Annotated in this window: 16 protein-coding genes; 1 reads left to right on the plus strand and 15 read right to left on the minus strand. The window is 34.5% G+C overall.

From position 1 onward, the window contains the following. Positions 1–2: 2 nt before the first annotated feature. The 15 genes from LPC20_RS07680 to murQ all read right to left on the minus strand — a co-directional run bounded on the left by LPC20_RS07680 (position 3) and on the right by murQ (position 16,447). Positions 3–1,439 carry an LptF/LptG family permease gene (locus LPC20_RS07680; protein WP_229324114.1) on the minus strand — a complete coding sequence of 479 codons (1,437 nt, stop codon included), beginning with the start codon at positions 1,437–1,439 and terminating at the stop codon, positions 3–5. 7 nt (positions 1,440–1,446) lie between these two features. Continuing rightward, positions 1,447–2,115, minus strand: a complete 669-nt coding sequence (gene lolA1 / locus LPC20_RS07685; protein WP_229324115.1) for an outer membrane lipoprotein periplasmic chaperone LolA1 — start codon at positions 2,113–2,115, stop codon at positions 1,447–1,449. A 7-nt stretch (positions 2,116–2,122) separates the two neighbouring features. After that, entirely contained in the window at positions 2,123–4,579 is a 2,457-nt protein-coding gene (locus LPC20_RS07690; protein ID WP_229324117.1) for a DNA translocase FtsK, read from the minus strand. A 21-nt stretch (positions 4,580–4,600) separates the two neighbouring features. Further along, the gene (locus LPC20_RS07695) at positions 4,601–4,972 is read right to left on the minus strand and encodes a diacylglycerol kinase (protein ID WP_229324119.1); all 372 of its coding nucleotides are present in this window, start codon (positions 4,970–4,972) and stop codon (positions 4,601–4,603) included. Between the two features lie 10 nt (positions 4,973–4,982). Next, positions 4,983–5,480 carry a thiol peroxidase gene (gene tpx / locus LPC20_RS07700; protein WP_229324121.1) on the minus strand — a complete coding sequence of 166 codons (498 nt, stop codon included), beginning with the start codon at positions 5,478–5,480 and terminating at the stop codon, positions 4,983–4,985. A 167-nt stretch (positions 5,481–5,647) separates the two neighbouring features. Next, positions 5,648–5,905, minus strand: coding sequence for a DUF6952 family protein (locus LPC20_RS07705; RefSeq protein ID WP_229324123.1), 258 nt, complete (start codon positions 5,903–5,905; stop codon positions 5,648–5,650). Between the two features lie 25 nt (positions 5,906–5,930). Beyond that, positions 5,931–6,239, minus strand: coding sequence for a thioredoxin family protein (locus LPC20_RS07710; protein ID WP_229324125.1), 309 nt, complete (start codon positions 6,237–6,239; stop codon positions 5,931–5,933). A gap of 72 nt (positions 6,240–6,311) precedes the next feature. After that, the gene (locus LPC20_RS07715) at positions 6,312–6,950 is read right to left on the minus strand and encodes a peroxiredoxin (protein ID WP_229324127.1); all 639 of its coding nucleotides are present in this window, start codon (positions 6,948–6,950) and stop codon (positions 6,312–6,314) included. Positions 6,951–7,090: 140 nt separating this feature from the next. Further along, entirely contained in the window at positions 7,091–8,683 is a 1,593-nt protein-coding gene (locus LPC20_RS07720) for a glycoside hydrolase family 3 protein (protein WP_229327146.1), read from the minus strand. 8 nt (positions 8,684–8,691) lie between these two features. Beyond that, positions 8,692–9,963, minus strand: coding sequence for an MFS transporter (locus tag LPC20_RS07725; RefSeq protein ID WP_229324129.1), 1,272 nt, complete (start codon positions 9,961–9,963; stop codon positions 8,692–8,694). Between the two features lie 10 nt (positions 9,964–9,973). Further along, the gene (locus LPC20_RS07730) at positions 9,974–11,518 is read right to left on the minus strand and encodes a glycoside hydrolase family 10-like protein (protein WP_229324132.1); all 1,545 of its coding nucleotides are present in this window, start codon (positions 11,516–11,518) and stop codon (positions 9,974–9,976) included. Between the two features lie 67 nt (positions 11,519–11,585). Then, entirely contained in the window at positions 11,586–12,854 is a 1,269-nt protein-coding gene (locus LPC20_RS07735; protein WP_229324134.1) for an acyltransferase family protein, read from the minus strand. Positions 12,855–12,870: 16 nt separating this feature from the next. Further along, positions 12,871–14,079, minus strand: a complete 1,209-nt coding sequence (locus LPC20_RS07740; RefSeq protein WP_229324136.1) for an anhydro-N-acetylmuramic acid kinase — start codon at positions 14,077–14,079, stop codon at positions 12,871–12,873. Between the two features lie 11 nt (positions 14,080–14,090). Continuing rightward, a complete protein-coding gene (locus LPC20_RS07745) occupies positions 14,091–15,599 on the minus strand; it encodes a sodium:solute symporter (protein WP_229324138.1) in 1,509 nt (502 codons plus the stop codon). A gap of 35 nt (positions 15,600–15,634) precedes the next feature. Next, on the minus strand, positions 15,635–16,447 hold the full coding sequence (murQ, locus tag LPC20_RS07750) for an N-acetylmuramic acid 6-phosphate etherase (RefSeq protein ID WP_229324140.1): 813 nt from the start codon (positions 16,445–16,447) through the stop codon (positions 15,635–15,637). A 440-nt stretch (positions 16,448–16,887) separates the two neighbouring features. Here murQ and LPC20_RS07755 point away from each other — a divergent pair, with 440 nt between their 5' ends. Further along, positions 16,888–19,980: a SusC/RagA family TonB-linked outer membrane protein gene (locus tag LPC20_RS07755; RefSeq protein WP_229324143.1), complete on the plus strand. Its 3,093-nt coding sequence runs from the start codon at positions 16,888–16,890 to the stop codon at positions 19,978–19,980. Positions 19,981–19,982 lie beyond the last annotated feature (2 nt).

Below are 19,982 nucleotides of genomic sequence, written 5' to 3' on the forward strand. Positions count from 1 at the left end.
GATTATTTTTGGGGAACTATTTTTTTAATAAATTGTTGAATGGGAGCCAAGATGACATCCATATTGATTAAACCGATATCATTGGTCGCACGATAGGTTAATAAAATGGCCAGCGGTGTCAACACTAATGAGGACATCCAAGCGCCTAAAAATGGGGTTAATCCGCCTTCTTCAGCTAGTTTTTTACCAAAGGTATTGGCAAAATGGAACGAAATGAAAATAAGCATAGCAAAAACCACCGGTAATCCCAATCCGCCTTTTCGAATGATGGCGCCTAAGGGTGCTCCAATAAAGAACATCAGAAAGCAAGCAAAGGCAATGACAAACTTATCGTTAAGCGAACTTAAATGCCCGTTGATATTGACTTCTTTTAATTTGAATTCCGTGGCAGAGCTTTCTATCGAATATTTCACACTTTCTAAATTGCTATGGGATAAATTTAAAATATCCAATTGCTGTTTGGTATTGAAATAATCCAACAAGTTAGGATTGAATTTTTTCTTTGTTTTTTTGATTTTTACCGCAGCTTGTGTCGATTTTTGAAGTCCAACACGCTGATTCATATTTTCTGTAAAAGCTGTAACATCTACTTTATAATTCTTTTGTAAGGAATCTATAGTGTACTGCAATTCACTTGTGGTCAACATCGAATTGGTGTTGGTAATGTTTTCTTTGTCCACATCAATTTTATTGAACTCCGAAATATCAATGGTAATGATGTTCTTTTTAAAGGCCGATTTTACAAAAGGCATTTTAGGACGGTCCTCGTAGTTTTTTGGTAAAATATCTTCATAATAATTACCGTCGTTCAATATCATTTGAAGGGTGTTCGAACCTTCGCTACTGACTAACTTTCCTTTTTTGGCTTTGATAATAATGCGGCTGCCATCGCCCACATCTGATTTTTTATGAATAGTAATGCCTGTTAGATTTTCACCGTTTTCGCCTGATTTTTTATTCACTTTAATATTGTAAATTCCTACATCGCTAAATTGGCCTTCAGCAATTGCCAATGCTGGTTTAGATTGCGCAATATTTTTTCTAAAATTGATGAATTTGTATTCGGCATATGGAATGACACTATTGGCAAAAATAAAAGCTGCAATGCTAAAAATAGTGATCAAATAGAACAAGGGCTGTAAAGTACGTCGTAACGATATTCCTGCCGATTTCATTGCCGCCAACTCATAGTTTTCTGATAAATCGCCAAAAGACATAATCGAAGCCAAGAGTATGGACAGGGGCAAAACGAGTGGTACGAGGCGGGGCATTGAGAATAATAAAAATTTCAAGATCATTATGGCATCTAAATCTTTACCTGCCAACTCACCAATAAGCAACCAAACGGATTGCAAAATGAATATAAAAAAAAGGATTACAAATACCACAGTAAATGTAATCAAGAAGGTTTTTAAAATGTATTTGTCAATTATTTTCACCTAGGATTTAGTCTAATGAATTGATGTAGTAATTGGGATATTTACTTTTGACAAAGGTAAATTGATTTTTTGATAAAGGTTGGTTGGTTTTAAAAGAATTAACAGTTAGCGTAGTTTTCGTTCCTTTTTTACCAATTTCAATCAAATTATAGATGTTTTTGGTTTGGGTATCAATGCCCAACAAAATTTCTTTGCGTTGGTCTTTGGAACTCATAGGTACCAATTTAACATACTGTATTTTTCTCCCTTTGATGGTAGTAGTTGCGTCTAAAGTGTATTTGTAACCCGAATTGAAAAAGGTCAACATTTTAGATGGCGTTACTGCTGTATTGTCGTTTTCGTCTAGTTTAGAAATCGTAATTTCTTCGTCTTCTGGAACAATAGTGTAGGTTTTTTTACCGTCATATAGTTTAGTCACCCCCATAAAATTCAACACATATTGGTTGCCTTTTAAAACCACATTCCCTTTACTGTCTTGATTGATGTTTTCTTTTAGGTTAGAAAGGGTGTATTTAAAATCAATGATAATAGAATTGTAACTTTTTACTTTAGCCGAAACTTGATCCAAAAGTGCTTTTGCTTTTTTGTCTTGCGCTTGTAGCGAACTGCTTAGGATAAAAGCGGCGATCAACAATAATCTGCTGAATCTAGTTTTGTTTTGAAGTGTGAATTGCATTGCGGTATTAATTTTGTTCGTTATTGAAAAATTCATCAAGCGCCACCATATCCGAGATGTTTACGTTACGCGCCTTACTTCCTTCAAAAGGACCTACAATTCCGGCTGCTTCTAATTGATCAATTAAACGACCGGCTCTGTTGTAACCCAATTTTAATTTACGTTGCAATAACGATGCCGAACCTTGTTGTGCGTTTACTATAATTTCGGCGGCTTCTCTAAATAAGGAATCGCGTTCTGAAATATCGATGTCTAAATTGATACCTGATTCTTCTCCCACAAATTCAGGTAGGAGGTAAGCAGTAGCATAGGCTTTTTGCGAACCAATGAATTCGGTTATTTTTTCTACTTCAGGCGTATCGATAAAAGCACATTGAACACGCACCACATCGTTGCCGTTAGAGTACAATAAATCTCCACGACCTATTAACTGATCCGCCCCTTGAGTGTCTAAAATAGTTCTCGAATCAATTTTAGAAGTTACTCTAAAAGCAATTCGAGCCGGGAAGTTGGCTTTGATTAAACCGGTAATTACATTCACCGACGGACGTTGGGTAGCAATAATCAAGTGAATTCCAATGGCACGCGCTAATTGAGCCAAACGCGCTATAGGTACTTCGACTTCTTTACCCGCAGTCATAATCAAATCAGCAAACTCATCCACTACCAAAACGATGTAAGGTAAAAAGCGGTGACCGTTTTCAGGATTTAATTTTCTTGATTTGAATTTGTCGTTGTATTCTTTAATGTTACGCACCATAGCGTCTTTCAATAAAGAATAACGGTTGTCCATTTCCACACAAAGGGAATTCAAGGTATTGACTACTTTCGCATTATCAGTGATAATAGCGTCGTCACAATCGGGTAATTTGGCTAAATAATGTCTTTCAATTTTATTGAAAAGCGTTAATTCTACTTTCTTTGGGTCAACCAAAACAAATTTAACTTCAGCAGGATGTTTTTTGTATAAAAGCGAAGTTAATACCGCATTCAATCCTACCGATTTTCCTTGACCAGTAGCTCCCGCCATCAACAAGTGAGGCATTTTAGCTAAATCGACTACAAAGGTTTCATTAGAGATGGTTTTACCCAAAGCGATAGGCAATTCCATTTCAGCTTCTTGGAATTTGGCTGAGCCAATAGCACTTTTCATAGAAACCATAGTTGGATTCTTGTTAGGTACTTCAATACCAATAGTTCCTTTTCCAGGAATTGGCGCAATAATACGAATACCCAAAGCCGAAAGAGACAAAGCAATATCGTCTTCTAAACTTTTGATTTTTGAAATACGAATCCCAGCTTCAGGAACGATTTCATATAAGGTTACCGATGGACCAACGGTAGCTTTGATTTGTGCAATTTCAATTTTGTAGTTACGAAGGGTATCTACAATCTTGTTTTTATTTTCTTCTAATTCTTCTTGGTTAATCGTAATTCCGCCGCTTGAATATTCTTTTAATAAATCAATGGTTGGGAATTTGTAGTTGGATAATTCCAAAGTGGGGTCAAACAAACCAAAATCAGCCACTAATCGAGACGCTAAGTTTTCTTCTACGATATCTTCTTCTTCCGCCTTTTCGATTACAAAAGCTTCATCGCTTGTAGTAATGATAGTTGGCTCTTTTGGAGCTGGTGGAGCAGGGGTATAGGTAGGCGGTACCACTGGTTTAGGCAATGTATCTAAATTGATTTCAGAAGACGAACTAATTGTTGGTTTTAAGGCTTCTTTGTTGATTTCAAATTGAGAAGTAGTTGATTTCAAATGAATGCCTTCTACTGCTTCATCTGCTTCTTGCTCTGCAGTAGGAACGGCATATTCCTCAAGATTATAACCTTTATCAGCTGCTTTTTCAACAATAGAGTTCATCTTAGCTTCCATTTCTTTTTTGGAACCTTCAATGAAATTTAAAATAGAATCAGGAGACAAATTGATTTTGAAAATCAGGTAAATAATCAAACCGAATACTAAAAGTAATAAAGTTCCTGTCTTACCTAAATAGTCTTGCGAAAGTAAATTGAGTTCGTAACCAATGACACCGCCTAATTCAGGCGCATTTGTTGCAAAGAAACCAAAGATGATCGAAACGACAATCATAGCAAATAAATCCCAAAACCAAGTCGATCGTAGTTTGGCAAGTGGTAACCCCAAGAACAAATACAAACCTGTTAAGAAAAACAAGCGTACAAATAGGAAGGCAGCTATACCAAATCCTTGGTACACCATCAAATCCGCAATGTAAGCGCCAATTTTGCCTAACCAATTGGCTACTTCAGTATTTCTGTTTGCTAATTGGTCTACGACGCTTTGGTCAGATTGACCGTGCAAGTAAAAAGAAATAAAAGCAAGCAGTAAAGCTACCGATAGCAATACTAAAAGGCTTCCGATTACAATTTTATATTTTTTTGATAATTCCCAAGGTCTTTTTCCGCTACCCTCAGAATCGTTTTTTATTTTCTTTGCCATTCTCTTTGTAAACTAGTAAATTTAGAATTTAGGGAGGTAAATCAGTAAGCCTACTGCCACTGCGGTTAATGCCGAGAAAAACACAGCTCCAGCAGCAATATCTTTGATAAACCCAATTCTCTCGTGGTATTCTGGATGAATAAAATCGGCCACTTTTTCAACAGCAGTATTCAATCCTTCTACACTCATCACTAAACCGATGGCAAAGATTTGGAAAATCCATTCAGTAGTAGTAATGTTAAAATAAAACCCAGCGATAGTCATTATGATCCCAATAAAAAATTGAGTCATTACGCTGTGTTCAGTTGTAATTAATTTGTAAGCCCCTTGATAAGCATAAATAACGCTTTTTAATCGGCCAGAAACAAATCGATTGTCTTTTTGAAATTCCATTCAATAGGTATTAAAGTACTGCTAAGGCAGCATCGTAATTCGGTTCATCTGCAATTTCTGCCACTTGTTCGGTGTGAACAATAGTTCCTTTTTCGTCAATGACAAGGACCACTCTTGAGTGTAAACCTGCTAAAACACTATCCGTAATTTCTAAACCATTGGCTTTTCCAAAACTTCCGTCTTTAAAATCCGATAGATTTTCTACGTTCTCGATTCCTTCAGCACCGCAAAAACGTTTTTGTGCAAATGGTAAATCTCTTGAAACGCAAATCACAACAGTATTGTTTAATCCAGCAGCAGTTTCATTGAATTTTCTCACTGAAGCAGCACAAGTTCCTGTATCGATACTTGGAAAAATATTGAAAACTACTTTTTTACCAGCATAATCTGCCAGAGTAGCGATAGAGAGATCTGTCTTTACTAAATTAAAATCAGCTAGTTGCGAACCTATTTTTGGAAGTTCGCCTGAAGTATGAACGGGATTACCGCCTAAAGTTATCGTTGACATAATATGCGTTTTTTAGTGAGCATCAAAAGTATGAAAATTAATTCAGATTTTAGTTTGAAGCCGCTTTTTTTAGTTGGTTTTCCTTTGAATACTGTTTCGCTATAAGGCATAAAAAAAACGTACCCTATCTGCGTACGTTTTGATTTATTTACTTAGTAAGCGAAGTATTATTTATCGATAGCCCCTAAAACGCGTTTCATAAAGGTGTTCAAAGCTTCTTTCTTATCTACTCCGTCTTTGACTAATTTTTGTACTTCTAAAGCACCATACATATTTGAAATTAATTCGCCAATTACATCCAATTCTTCATCTTTTAGAGAAGATATTTCCGTCATTGCTTCTAATACTTCAATAGTTTCAATGATATAATCTTGATCATTTTCTTCGATGAATTGGGTCAAATGTTTGATAACAGGTAATTTCATATTTCAGGTGTTTGTTTTTGAATTATTAAGCGATTTCGTTTACTAAATCAGTCAATACTTCTTGTTTATTAGTTTGTGTTTCGTTCACTAATTTTCCGTTAACGAAAGTAGCAAAAGTAGGCAAGTTGCTTACGTTAGCTAATTTTCTTGATTCAGGATTGTTTTCGGCATCTACTAAAACAAAAGTAAGTGATTCATTTTCTGAAGCCAATTTTTTGAATTTTGGTTTCATAATACGACAATTTCCACACCATGAGGCAGAAAACTGAACTACTACTTTTTCGTTTTTGGAAACTAAATCCTGTAATGTGTCTTCGTTTAATTCAATTAACATAGCTTTATTTTTTTATTTACAATAACAATGGCAATCTTAAATTGATAGTGCCATTGTTATTGATTTTTGTTATTAGTGAGATCCTAAGTAAGCAGCTGTACTGTTTCTATCAGCAGTCATTGCATCTTTACCAGCTTCCCAGTTAGCAGGACAAACTTCTCCTTTTTCTTGCACGTGAGTGTAAGCGTCAACCAAACGTAAGTATTCGTTTACGTTACGACCTAATGGCATATCGTTAACACTTTCGTGGAAAATTTTTCCAGTTTCATCGATTAAGTAAGTAGCTCTGTAAGTAACATTAGAACCTTCTACTAATACAGTATCTAATTCTTCGTTGTACTCAGCACTTTCTACATCAAGAATTCCTAAGATGTTAGATAAGTTTCTAGTTGTATCTGCTAAAAGTGGGTAAGTTACCCCTTCGATACCACCGTTATTTTTTGGAGTGTTCAACCAAGCAAAGTGTACTTCGTTGGTGTCACAAGAAGCTCCAATTACGATAGTGTTTCTTTTTGCAAATTCTGGCAAAGCAGCTTGAAAAGCGTGCAATTCAGTTGGGCAAACGAATGTGAAATCTTTTGGATACCAAAACAAAAGTACTTTTTTGTTGTTTTTTGTAGCTTCTTCAAAAATGTTGATTCTCAAATTATCTCCCATTTCAGAGATGGCATCTACAGTGATGTTTGGGAATTTTTTTCCTACTAATGACATATTTTTTGTTTTTAAGTTAAATTGTATGGTGCAAATATACGTTAGATGTAAAGATAGTTAAATAAGTTTTAATTATAAATATTTATTAAGTAATAAGTATTTACTATTAAAGCAGATTGAATTACATCTATTCAATTGATTTAGATGTTCTTAATCGAAACGGGAAGTAGTCCAGGACAGGCTAATTTATTGAGAAATTGTTGGGCTGCGACTTCTTGAAAAACTTCAAAATCTTGGTATACCATTATAATTTCTTTGGCTAAAGCCAAATTAGGAATCACTTGAAGTGCGTATGGATTTCCAAAAACATACAGGATGCAATTTTTATTGTGTAGAAGTGTACTAATACTTTCTATCACTTGCGGTTGTATATCAAATTGATTTAAAGGTTTCGCTTTGGGAACAAATATTGAAATCACAATGGTATCGTACTGGGCTAGATCTTCCTGTTTGAGCATTGGATTTTCAACAGTTAATGAAAAAATAGGAGTAGTACTATTTTGCGTTACCTTAGTAGCAAAACCATCCTTGTAAATGCTTACTTGAGCCAGAGAGTTGTTAGCAATAGCCTCTTGAATTCGGTTGGTATTGGTATCTGTTTTTACTTTAGTCAAAATCTGCTCAGCGATCCTACGATTTAAATTTTCGCTTATTGAAAAATCAATTTTGGACTGACTTGTATCAGGATAAATGGATCCGTTTTCAAAAAGACCTGCTTTTTGTTTGTAATGCTGAATTCTGTTGTAACTTTCATTAATACGTTCTTCAGCAGCATTATTTTGAATGGCTTCAATTCCAGCAGCTACTTCATCTGTAAAACATAAAATATCATTGCCTGCTTGGAATGCTTCCCATTCTAGTTGCCCTTTTTGTTCAAACAAATCGGAAACACTTTTCATATTTAAGGCATCGGATATAACCAATCCTTCAAATCCAAGTTGCTTGCGAAGTAGATTTTCAATGATGTTCTTCGACAAAGTAGCCGAAGTATTTTTGCCATCGTTTAAAGCAGGAACGGCTAAGTGACCAATCATAATCGAATCGACCTTATTTTCAATTCCTTTGATAAAAGGATACAACTCATTATGGAGTAATTGTTCTAGATTTTCTTCTAATATTGGCAAACCAAGGTGTGAATCGACATTGGTATTTCCGTGACCTGGAAAATGTTTCAGGCAGCCTAAAATCCCAGCATCTGACATTCCTTTTAGATAAGCATTGGCAAACAAAGCCACTTTTTCCTTGTTTTCACCAAAGGAGCGGTAGCCAATGACAGGATTGTTTGGATTGTTATTGATGTCAGCCAAAGGCGCTAAGTTGTACTGAATGCCAGCTGCTTTCAAATCCAATCCAATTTGTTTGCCCACTTCGTAAACCAAATCAATTTGCGATTCTGGCAAAGCGCCTAAGGTAATTGCATAGGGATATTGCGGTGTTTTTTCAATTCGCATAGCCAAACCCCATTCGGCATCAATACTCATTAATAGTGGGGTAGTGGCGCATTTTTGATAACGCGTTATCAATTGTTTTAACTTGAAATAACTATCATCATACGAAACCACTTTTTGTTTGCTTTCATAATTGGTAGCCGCACTCGCACGACTATGAAAAAAAGTAAGTCCACCAATGTTGTGATCCCGAATTAAAGCTTCGGTTGCTTGAATGTTTTCTTCGGTATCGTTAATAAAAACGGCAGGAAAGAAAAACTGTCCTATTTTTTGTTTTAAAGTCATCATTGTCTTTACTGATTGATTGCTGATTTTTTTCCGAAATCAGCCGGAAATACTAAAAACCGCGATATAACAACCCCCGGAAGTGTAGCCAAAAGTACCCAAATAAAGAAATTGCCATACCCTAAATATTCTTGTATATAGCCGCTGATCATCCCAGGCAACATCATTCCCAAAGCCATAAAACCAGTTGCTAAGGAATAGTGAGAAGTTTTTGATTCGCCTTCTGCTACAAAAATTAAGAACATTAAAAAGGCAGCGAATCCAAAACCATAACCAAATTGCTCTACAATGACCACTAAATAAATATAAATAGTATTTTCTGGATGAAAATGAGAGAGTAAAATAAACCCGACAATAGGTAAATGCATAATTAAAATCATGGGTAACATCCATTTGCCTAATCCATGCTTAGAGATTGCTATTCCTCCTAATGTTCCTCCCACAAGCAAGGCAATCACCCCAAAAGTTCCGTATATAATACCAACATCTTCGGTAGTGAGTCCCATTCCTCCAGCGTCTTTAGGATCAATTAAAAAAGGAGTTAACATCTTCATTAATTGCGATTCACCTAAACGAAATAAAAGGATAAAAGCCAATACAATTCCAATTTGTTTCTTTTTGAAAAAGCTCGTAAAAACAGTTACAAAATCTTTTTGCTGTTCTACAACATCCTCCGATGTCTCATTTTCTGATACTGGTGTGGTTAATAGATTGTAAACAGTAATTGTTGCCATAAGCAAACCTACAATAATCATGGTATACGACCACGCTTTAGTTTTATCTCCAAATTCAGTCTCTAAATAGCCCCCAATAATGACAATCAATCCGTTACCGGTGAGCATAGAAAGGCGATAAAAAGTACTCCTAATTCCTAGGAAAAAGGATTGTTGGTCTTTGGACAATGATAATAAATAAAAACCATCTGTAGCCACGTCATTGGAAGCAGAAGCAAATGCCGCCACCCAAAAAATAGCCAAACTCAGAAAAAAGAAATGGTTCATCGGAATGGTAAATCCAACTATTAAAAAAGCGATAGAGATGAGCAATTGCATGCTTAAAAACCACTTTCTTTTGGTACTGTGCAAGTCAATAAACGGACTCCATAATGGTTTAATTACCCAAGGTAAATAAAGCAAACTGGTATAAATCCCAATATCTTCATTACTAATACCTAAATTCTTATACATGATTACAGACACCGAAATAATGATCGCATAGGGGAAACCAGATGCAAAGTTTAAAATAGGGATCCAATACCAAGGGTTTTTCTCTGCTTTCATTCGTAGTGTATTAATTAGGTTTTACGACTGTTTGTGGCAGTTGTGTTAGGATTTCTTTACTTTCGTTACCATACAAGTCAATGAATGATAAAGCAAATTTAGACTTGTTTTCTAATAAGGCAATTGGCACACGAATAGCTAATCGATTGTTGTTTTTTTGTACCAAGAATTTATCGACTATCTGACTTGGGTCATCGCTGTCTAGCTCTGCATTAGCATCAGTTCCATAAAAAACAACATAGCGCATAGGATTTCGAGTAGGTTGTAAAGAAATGACCAATTCATTTTTATCTTTTATGACACTAGTTACTCTAGGAACATCAAAAACTAATTTTTTAAAATTGGGAACAGCTGCAGGTATAGCCTGGTATTTGTATTGATTTTCGGCCAGTAACTGCGTTACTTCCTGATTTTTATTGAGGAACCATTTGGCGCTAAAAAAAGCATTGCCTTGTACATTATTAAAACTACGAGAATAATCGATTTGATTTGGGATTTCAAAAGGAGAATCCCAACTTTTATCCGAATCCGATTTAATTTTATAAGATCCATTTCCAATGTAAATGGCTGTGTTTTTTGAGTTTTCGGACCACCATTTCAGTAATTTACTGTACGAGGCTTTTGGATGATTGAAACTCCAGTACAATTGAGGTAAGATATAGTCAATCCAATTATTTTCCATCCAATGTAATGGATCTGCAAATAGATCATCATAATTAGTTTGACCCGCTTGTGTATCTGAACCTCTTGGATCTACAGATTGATTTCTCCAGACTCCAAAAGGGCTTATGCCAAATTGCACCCACGGCTTAATTTTTTTGATACTGGTTGCAATTTGTTGAACAAAAACATTCACATTATTACGTCTCCAATCGGCTAATTCTAATCCATTAGAGTATTTATTAAACGAATCCGTATCATTGAATTTTTCACTATCAACAGTATATGGGTAAAAATAATCATCAAAGTGTATCGCATCGATATCGTATTTTTTGACTACTTCTTCAACCACTCTAGTCAAATGGTTTTGAACTTCTGGCAAACCAGGATTGTAATAGTATTTACCAGCATACTTAATCATCCATTCAGGATGTTGAATCAGGTCGTGTTTTTTGCTTACGATTTCTAAATTGGCACTTGAAGTGGCACGATATGGATTTAGCCAAGCATGAAATTCAAATCCGCGGTGGTGTGCTTCATGAATCATCCACTCTAATGTATCGTAATAAGGCGAAGGTGCTTTTCCTTCTTTTCCAGTTAGATTTCGTGACCAAGGTGCTAAATCAGTTGGATAAAATGCATCACCATTACTTCGTATTTGCACTATTACAGCATTGTAGCGTAACTTTTTGTAAGTATCTAAAATTTCAACAAAATCACTTTTTTGCTTCTCTACTGGGTCAGTACTATTTTTAGGCCAATCGATGTTAGCCACAGTAGCAATCCAAACGGCTCTAAATTCGTTCTTGGGATACATAATTTTAGCCTGAGCTACAGCATTTCCCGTTGAAAAAAGGAAGGCAAATAAGATAGTAAGGGACTTTAAATTCATCATTTGGAGGTTCATTTGTATACTACAAAATTACACTTTTGTAATTGTATTTTGATTTAAACTTTCAATATTATACTTTAATTATTGTATTGTTTCTGTATAATAAATACAATAGAATTTGGAACATCACGATAAATAGTATTGCATGAACTAAGGATGCCGTCATAGGATTAGTAAAATAAGGTTCAATAGCATAGGTATAGCAGTATTTTTGGATGCTTATTTTCTCGCCAATTGTATCAGGCTTCTCTATTTGAATCATCGCTAAGGTTCTAGGAATTATCCCTGAAAGAAAGAAAACGATCATAGGATTTACGCCCCACATTACTAATAAATTGCTCTTTGTAGCTATTTTTTTATAATCCACCACATAGTATAGTAAAGTAAAAAGTAAAATAGCAACACCAGAAGTGTAAAGAACAAATGAGCTAGACCAAATGGATTTATTTATTGGAAAATAATTTGCGATGATGATGCTTAATACTAGGAGTACAACTCCAATTTGATTTAGTTTTTTCATCATTTCAATTTTATTATAAGTATCAAGGACTAGATAACCAATTAAAAAGCCTATAATACCTTGAGCAATTGCAGGTAAAGTAGACAAAATTCCCTCGGGATCCCATGGTTTAGTACCTACATAAACATGATTTTTTAAAATAATTTGGTCTACCCAATTAGCCAGATTAGTGCCCATTTCAAAATTAGGATTTCCAAATCCAGGTACAGGAATCCAACTCATGATTGCCCAATAGCCCAATAGAATGAAAACTGCTGATATAATTTGTACTCTTGTTGAGCTAAAGGTATAGGCTAGTGATGCAAAGAAGTATACTATTCCAATACGTTGTAATACACCCATAATTCGAACTTCTTCAAATTGAGTGGTCCCAAAAGCCAAAAACATAAAACAACCAAAGAGTAAGAATGCGCTATATTTTTTTATTTCATAGTTATAGTTTCCCATCAATGCAAAACCAATCAGAAGCGTAATAGCAACTCGGAATACCAGTAAAGGCAGCCCCTCTAAATTAAAAACAGTGATGGTGTTAAAGTAATTTAAAAATAAACCCAAGGAAATTATTCGGAGAGCACGCACTAGAAATTTCAGAATACTTTTAAATGATTTTTCTTTGGTTGGATTTGCTAAAGGAATTGACATTCCTACAATAAAAATAAAGAATGGAAAAACATAATCAGCGAGTTTACAGCCATCCCATTCTGCATGAAGTAATTGGGGATATGTAGCACTCCAATTTCCTGGATTATTTACAATAACCATTACTAAAATAGTGATCCCACGAAGTATATCAAGTGAAATAAGACGGCTATTTTTCATAAATTAATGATTTATTTTAGTTAGGAAAAGATATTTTACCCATGGTAATCGATGGAATTCCCTTTCTAGAGCCAAAATTAGTAGGGCCTCCGGCTACAGTTTCATTGGCAAGAACTGCAAAAAGTAGTGCCTCTTTTGCATCGCCAGAAATTCCTAATTCATCAGTATTTTTGAATGAGTAAGGCACTAATTCTTTCAAATATTCCATAAGTAATGGATTGTGTGCACCTCCTCCAGAAACATAAATGAGGTAGTCGTCGTTTTTATATTCACTTTGGCTTATTGCGTCCAAAATCGCTTCAGCAGCAGTTTCAGCACTAAAACGAGTTAATGTAGCTACTACATCTTCTACAGAAAGTTGTTCAGTTTTACTTTCACGCATTGCTTTGTGAACGTAGTCCAAGTTAAAAAGTTCTGGTCCTGTCGTTTTTGGGAATGGTTCTGTAAAGAAAGAATTATCTTTTAGAGCAAACAATAGAGTTTGATTTACTTTGCCTTTTCTTGCAATTTCTGCATCTTTATCAAAACTTAACTCAGGAAAATGCAATTGAATAAAAGCATCAATTAAGGTGTTTCCTGTTCCGGTATCGGTAACAAAAACCTGTTCTGGATTTTGATCTTTGGGTAAAAAAGTAAAATTTCCAATACCCCCTAAATTCAACATTATTCGATGCTCTTCCGAACTTCCAAAAATAAAATAATCGCCATATACTGCTAGAGGAGCACCTTCGCCACCGGCAGCTACATGTTTTTGTCTAAAATCGGAAATGGTTGTAATTCCAGTATGAACTGCTATATGATCTCCATCTCCAATTTGTAAAGTAGCATTCGTAAACCGAGGCAATTGGTGTAATATTTTAGGTAAATGCATCACGGTTTGACCATGAGATGCAATTAAATCTATTTCTGAATTTGGAATTCCCCATTTTTTCAAACAATCTTTAATCATATTGGCATGCAAAATCCCTATCCATTCATTTAGCAATGCAAGATGCTGGAAATCGATTGTTTTTTTTGCAAATACCTTACGTATTTCAGTTTTAACTTCATCTGAATAAGGAATGGTTTCAAACTCTTTAAGAGAAACAGTTGTGTTTTTTGAAGCGCCTGAAATTTCGCAAAGCGCTACATCTAATCCGTCTAAAGAGGTGCCCGACATTAAACCGATAATCGTTCGTGTTGGTTTTTTCGCTAACTGATATAAGGATTCGATGTTCGGGTTCATTATCAAAGAGTTTAAAAATCGTACTTTTCTTGAACAGTTGTACTAGTTAACCATAACCCAACAAAAGTGATTAGGGTGTTTAGAATAATCAATTCGTTATCAAAAACATAACCGCCCAAAAGCACTTTTGAATTGTCGTTGATAATGAAGGTGAGGGCAGGAGACACGATACAAATGATTGGTACTAACTTGTCTTGTACTTTTTTGGATTTCATAAACAATCCGAAAGCATACAACCCTAAAAGCGGTCCGTAAGTATACGAAGCAACTCTAAAAATCATTCCTACAACCGAACTATCATTGATGGAGTTAAAAATAAGAATTACTATGAAAATTACTATTGAAAAACCAAAATGTACCCAATGTCTAGTGGCAACTAAATTAGTTTTATGACTATTTTCTTCTTTATCCATTCCTAAAAAGTCAACACAAAAAGAAGTAGTTAAGGCAGTCAAAGCGGAATCAGTGGTAGCAAACGTAGCAGCAATTAGTCCTAAAAGAAATACTACACCGGGTACTATCGTTAAATGATTCAACGCAATTTCAGGGAAAAGCAAATCGGTTCTCGGTTTATTAGATATTAAATCTAATGGTACGGCAATGTTATTTTTGGCAGCAAAAATATACAATAAAGCGCCAACGCTTAAGAAAAACAAATTGATGATTACAAAAATTGCGGTGAAACTGAACATATTTTTTTGGGCTTCCCCAATGTTCTTACAACTCAAATTTTTCTGCATTAAATCTTGATCCAATCCTACCATTGCGAGAGTAACAAAAATTCCGCCCAAGATTTGTTTGACAAAGTGAAATTTACTTTCAGTAAAATCTTCAAAGAAGAAAATTTGAGAATAGTTACTGTTTTTAACCTCTTCAAAAGCGCCTATAAGATTTAAATCAAGACTACTGCAAATGAAATAAATAGTCATAAATACAGAGGCAACTAAGAAAAATGTTTGCAAGGTATCTGTAATGATGATTGTTTTCAAACCGCCTTTGTAGGTGTAGGAAAAAATGAGTAGTAATGAAATTAACACTGTGGCTGCAAATGGAATATGATAATAATCAAACACATAACGCTGCAATACGATTACCACCAAATACAATCGGAAGGACGAAGAAATAGTTCGGCTTACTAAAAAGATAGAAGCAGCAGTTCTGTAACTATAAAAACCCATACGTTGTTCAATATAACTGTATATGGAAGTTAAATTCATTCTATAATACAAGGGTAGAAGTAACTTGGCTACAATAATGAATCCTATGGCATTTCCAATGATGAACTGGAAATATTTAAATTGTTCGCCATTTGGTGAACCCACTTCTCCTGGTACTGATATGAAAGTGACACCAGAAAGTGCCGTACCAATCATACCGAAAGCAACTAAGTACCATTTGGAGTTTTTGTTTGCGGTAAAAAATACAGTATTGCCACTATCTTTTTTGCTTACAGCATAGGATATATAGAACAACAAACTGAAGTAGGTAATGATTAACAGTAAAATTATGCTAGGACTCATAGGATCTTTTTATATTATTAAACAAATATGGTAAATTATTTCATTTTAGTTAGTACAGCTCGAACACTTTTATGTTCTTTTAGAAGTAAAGATGCACTTTGACTGTCAACATCTAATTCGTCCATAATCATTTTGATGCCCCTGTTTACTAATTTTTCATTGGATAACTGCATATCGACCATCTTATTACCTTTTACTTTACCCAGTTGGATCATAACAGCAGTCGAAATCATATTAAGGACTAATTTTTGAGAAGTACCTGCTTTCATTCTGGTACTACCAGTCAAGAATTCTGGCCCAACAACTAATTCTATTGGATAATCGGCTTCTTTAGAGATTAAACAATTACTATTACAAGAAATACTACCAGTAATACTACCATTTTCTTGTGCTTTTTTAAGTCCGCCAATAACGTAGGGAGTGTTTCCAGAAGCGGCTATTCCGATAACAACATCTGAACTATTGATATTGTATTTCTTTAAATCTTCCCAAGCCTGATTGGTATCGTCTTCTGCATTTTCAACTGCCTTTCGAATTGCAGTATCACCTCCAGCTATAATTCCGATTATTACATTGTCAGACACACCAAAAGTAGGAGGGCATTCTGAGGCGTCTAAAACGCCAATGCGTCCAGAGGTGCCAGCTCCGATATAAAATAAGCGACCACCTATTTTAAGTTGCTTAACGATCGCATTAATCAATAATTCGATTTTAGGTATTTCTTTTTCAATTACTTGAGCTACCTTTTTATCCTCTGCATTAATACCAATTAGAATTTCTTCTACGCTCATTTGATCTAAATTGTTATAATGAGATTCTTTTTCTGTATCTGGATTGTTTTTTATCATAGTTCGGAAAAATGTGTTTTATATTAAATAGATGTATAATAATTGTAATTAAAAATAAATTTAATAACAGTAAAAAATATGTAATAGTAATGTAAATGGAAACTAAATGAAAATATAGTTAGTTGTAACACTAATTTGTTAAAGTCCTAATTTGTAATGCAAATATAGAAACAACTTTTAGAAATGCAATTTTTATTGCATTATTTGTCAATTTCAGATATAATAACGCAAAAGTATGCATTTTGTTGTATAGAGCATGTCATTTCAAATTAAATTTTAGAATTGCAACTCATTGATTAGCTAAATATTTACTCAAAATCAGCTAAATTATGCGTTATTTTGCATTTTTTTAAATAAATTTGATAAAAAAAGCATTTTTTATGTTGAGTATAATATTTTTTTTATAGATTTGAAATTCATTCTAAATTTTACAAACAATTATGAAAAAATTAATTTTTACTTTTTGCTTGCTTGTATTTACTTCTTATTTTGTAGAAGCACAAAATAAGAGGATTACAGGTACAATTAAAGAAGCTGATACTGGATTACCAATTGTTGGTGCCTCTGTATCGGTAGTTGGAACTAAGTCAAGTTCGTCAAGTGGATTTGATGGGGATTATTCCTTAGAAGCAAAAGAGGGTGACATCCTTCTTTTTAATTACATAGGATTTAAGACAATTCGAGTAAAAGTAACTGGTACAACAGTTAATGTTAAAATGGACACGGAAACAAGTGCATTAAACGAAGTTGTTGTAATGGGTTCTACAATTCGTACTACACGAAAAGAGATGGGTAATGCTGTAACTACAATTAAATCAAGTGATTTAGTTAAAGCACAGCCAACTGGATTTTCTTCTGCCTTACAAGGTAAGATAGCTGGAGCGCAAATCACTCAAAACTCTGGAGATCCATCAGGAGGTTTTTCTATCAAATTAAGAGGTACGTCTTCTATATTAGGAGCATCTGACCCTTTGTATGTTATTGATGGTGTAGTTATTAGTAACAGTAGTGCCAATGTTGCCAATCCTGAAATTGGCGGTAGTACCAATTTAGTAATTGGACAAAACCGTACGGCAGATATCAATCCAAATGATATTGAAAGTATTGAAGTCCTTAATGGTGGAGCAGCAGCAGCAATTTATGGTTCTCGTGCAGCTAATGGTGTTGTTATTATTACAACTAAAAAAGGTAAAACGGGAGAGGCTTCCTATACTTTTTCTACTAATTTAGTAGTTAATTCACTTCGTAAAAAGTTAGATACTAACTTAGTAAATAAGCAATTTGTGATACCTGCAGCACATGGTGCTTTATTTCCAATTACAGGATCTCCTGCATCAGCAACAACAGTTCCTGTTCATAGAGGATTAAATCAAGCTGGAGTACCTCAAGGTTTGGTTAATATGGATACTCGTTTAATGGACGTAACTCGTTATGACTATCAAGATGATATTTTTACAACTGGTGTAGGTACCGACACTTATTTTTCTGTAAATGGTGGAGACACTAAAACTAAATATTTTGCATCTGTTGGTTATTTAGTTAATAATGGAATTGTAAAAAACACGGATTTCAAAAGATTAGGACTTAATTTAAAAATTCAAAATAAAATCAGCGAAAAACTATCGGCTTCTTTCGGAGTTAATTATGTAACTTCAAGATCAGAAGACAAACCTGATGGAAATGTTTTTTATAGTCCAATGAATTCGGCTACAATCAATAACAATGTTTATAATCTAAACAATCGTAGAGATGCTAACGGCAATTTATTAGCGGTGGATCCAGGACGTGTAAACCCACTGTCTGTAATAGAAACTTTCGATTTTGGACAACAAACAGATCGTATTATTGCTGACGTACAATTAAATTACAAACCGTTCAAAAACTTTAATGCTGATTTTATTGTAGGTTTAGATAATTTTAACCAAAAAGGGTATGGATTCATTCCTAGATTTCCATACGCACCTGTAAATATTGGTACTTTCCCTGATGGATTTGTTTCTGAAACAGATAATAAGGTGTATCAATTGAATAATGATTTGAACCTTAGGTATGTTTGGAATGTAAGTAAAGATTTTACTGCAACAACTTATGGCGGATATAATGTACAATTCTATCGTGACAAACTTTTTTCTGTTCAAGGGAGAGATTTAAAGCCATTTATTGAAAATATTAATGCTGCAAATACTATTATTGGAGGAGCAGCAGGATCAGCTGAAACTAACTATAACTTATGGGGAGTTTATCTTCAAGAAACTCTTGGATACAAGAATAAATTATTTGTAACGGCTGCCATTAGACAAGATGCATCTACAATTTTTGCTGCGGATGTAAGAAATCAAATTTATCCAAAAATTAGTGGTAGTTACGTACTTTCTAGTGAAAAGTTTATGGAAAATACTAAAGTAAGTACAGCAAGGTTAAGAGCTTCTTGGGGAGAATCAGGAAATTTAACTGCAATTGGAGCTTATTCTAGATTTACAAATTATTCAACTGGTAACCTTTTTGGACAAACTTCATTTACTCTTGCTGGAAACAGTCGAGGAAATTTAGGATTAATTCCAGAACGTAATGTGTCGTTTGAAGTAGGTGCTGATTTAGGTTTCTTTAATGATAGATTAACTATTTCGGGAACTTATTATAGAGCAGACATTAAAGATTTATTATTACGTGTACAGTCAGCCCCTTCAACTGGTGCTACTTCATCTATTGAAAATTTAGGTGAAATGACAAACAAAGGAGTTGAGTTTACCGTTAAAGGATTAGTGGTGAAATCGGAAGACTTCAATGTTGAAGTATATGGTAATATGAGCCGCAATAGAAACGAAGTGACTAAACTGAATCAACCTTTCTTTTTATTAGATTCTAATCCAGCAGGTGCTCCGGTTGCAGTGCAACTTAATCGCCCTATTGGAACTTATTTTGGAAGTTATTATGCTCGTAATCCTGACGGAAGTTTATTGTTGCAGCCAAACGGTTTGCCACAAACTGAAAGAGGGAACACTGCAACTCGTCAGCCACAGAGAAACTCAAGTGGTCAGCCATTTGGAGATGTATTAACTAAAGAAATTGGGGATCCAAATCCAGATTTCATCTATGCTTTCGGAACTAACATTAATTATAAAAAATGGGGAGTATCGGTACTTTTTGATGGAGTGAGTGGAGGAGATATTTTTGATGCCGACTACAGAACACGTCAAGGTACAGGAGCAGGACAATTAGTAGCTAAAGAGTTAAAAGGTGAATTACCAAGAGGTTACATTTACTCTATTTATGCTATTGAAGAATTTAGAGTTGTAGATGGAAGTTATTTAAAATTAAGAGAAGTTTCTGTTAACTACTCTTTTGGTAAAGTAAACAATTTCTTTGAAGATTTCACTGTTAATCTAAGTGGTAGAAATCTTTATTCATGGGATAGATTTACAAGCTATGATCCTGAAGTTAATTCAGGAGGTCAATCTGCAGTAGCAAGATATAACTTTGGAACAATTCCAATTCCAAGAACTATTGCATTAGCACTTAAGTTTAAATTTTAATA

It is taken from the genome of Flavobacterium ammonificans (genome assembly GCF_020886115.1).
GTDB lineage: Bacteria > Bacteroidota > Bacteroidia > Flavobacteriales > Flavobacteriaceae > Flavobacterium > Flavobacterium ammonificans.

Excerpts from the sequence above, each read along its gene's own strand:
- tpx (WP_229324121.1), bottom strand. The coding sequence starts at position 5,480 with ATGTCAACGATAACTTTAGGCGGTAATCCCGTTCATACTTCAGGCGAA.
- LPC20_RS07740 (WP_229324136.1), bottom strand. The coding sequence starts at position 14,079 with ATGAACCCGAACATCGAATCCTTATATCAGTTAGCGAAAAAACCAACA.
- LPC20_RS07725 (WP_229324129.1), bottom strand. The coding sequence starts at position 9,963 with ATGAAAGCAGAGAAAAACCCTTGGTATTGGATCCCTATTTTAAACTTT.
- LPC20_RS07735 (WP_229324134.1), bottom strand. The coding sequence starts at position 12,854 with ATGAAAAATAGCCGTCTTATTTCACTTGATATACTTCGTGGGATCACT.
- LPC20_RS07710 (WP_229324125.1), bottom strand. The coding sequence starts at position 6,239 with ATGTTAATTGAATTAAACGAAGACACATTACAGGATTTAGTTTCCAAA.
- murQ (WP_229324140.1), bottom strand. The coding sequence starts at position 16,447 with ATGATAAAAAACAATCCAGATACAGAAAAAGAATCTCATTATAACAAT.
- LPC20_RS07690 (WP_229324117.1), bottom strand. The coding sequence starts at position 4,579 with ATGGCAAAGAAAATAAAAAACGATTCTGAGGGTAGCGGAAAAAGACCT.
- lolA1 (WP_229324115.1), bottom strand. The coding sequence starts at position 2,115 with ATGCAATTCACACTTCAAAACAAAACTAGATTCAGCAGATTATTGTTG.
- LPC20_RS07695 (WP_229324119.1), bottom strand. The coding sequence starts at position 4,972 with ATGGAATTTCAAAAAGACAATCGATTTGTTTCTGGCCGATTAAAAAGC.
- LPC20_RS07745 (WP_229324138.1), bottom strand. The coding sequence starts at position 15,599 with ATGAGTCCTAGCATAATTTTACTGTTAATCATTACCTACTTCAGTTTG.
- LPC20_RS07720 (WP_229327146.1), bottom strand. The coding sequence starts at position 8,683 with ATGACTTTAAAACAAAAAATAGGACAGTTTTTCTTTCCTGCCGTTTTT.
- LPC20_RS07715 (WP_229324127.1), bottom strand. The coding sequence starts at position 6,950 with ATGTCATTAGTAGGAAAAAAATTCCCAAACATCACTGTAGATGCCATC.
- LPC20_RS07755 (WP_229324143.1), top strand. The coding sequence starts at position 16,888 with ATGAAAAAATTAATTTTTACTTTTTGCTTGCTTGTATTTACTTCTTAT.
- LPC20_RS07730 (WP_229324132.1), bottom strand. The coding sequence starts at position 11,518 with ATGATGAATTTAAAGTCCCTTACTATCTTATTTGCCTTCCTTTTTTCA.
- LPC20_RS07705 (WP_229324123.1), bottom strand. The coding sequence starts at position 5,905 with ATGAAATTACCTGTTATCAAACATTTGACCCAATTCATCGAAGAAAAT.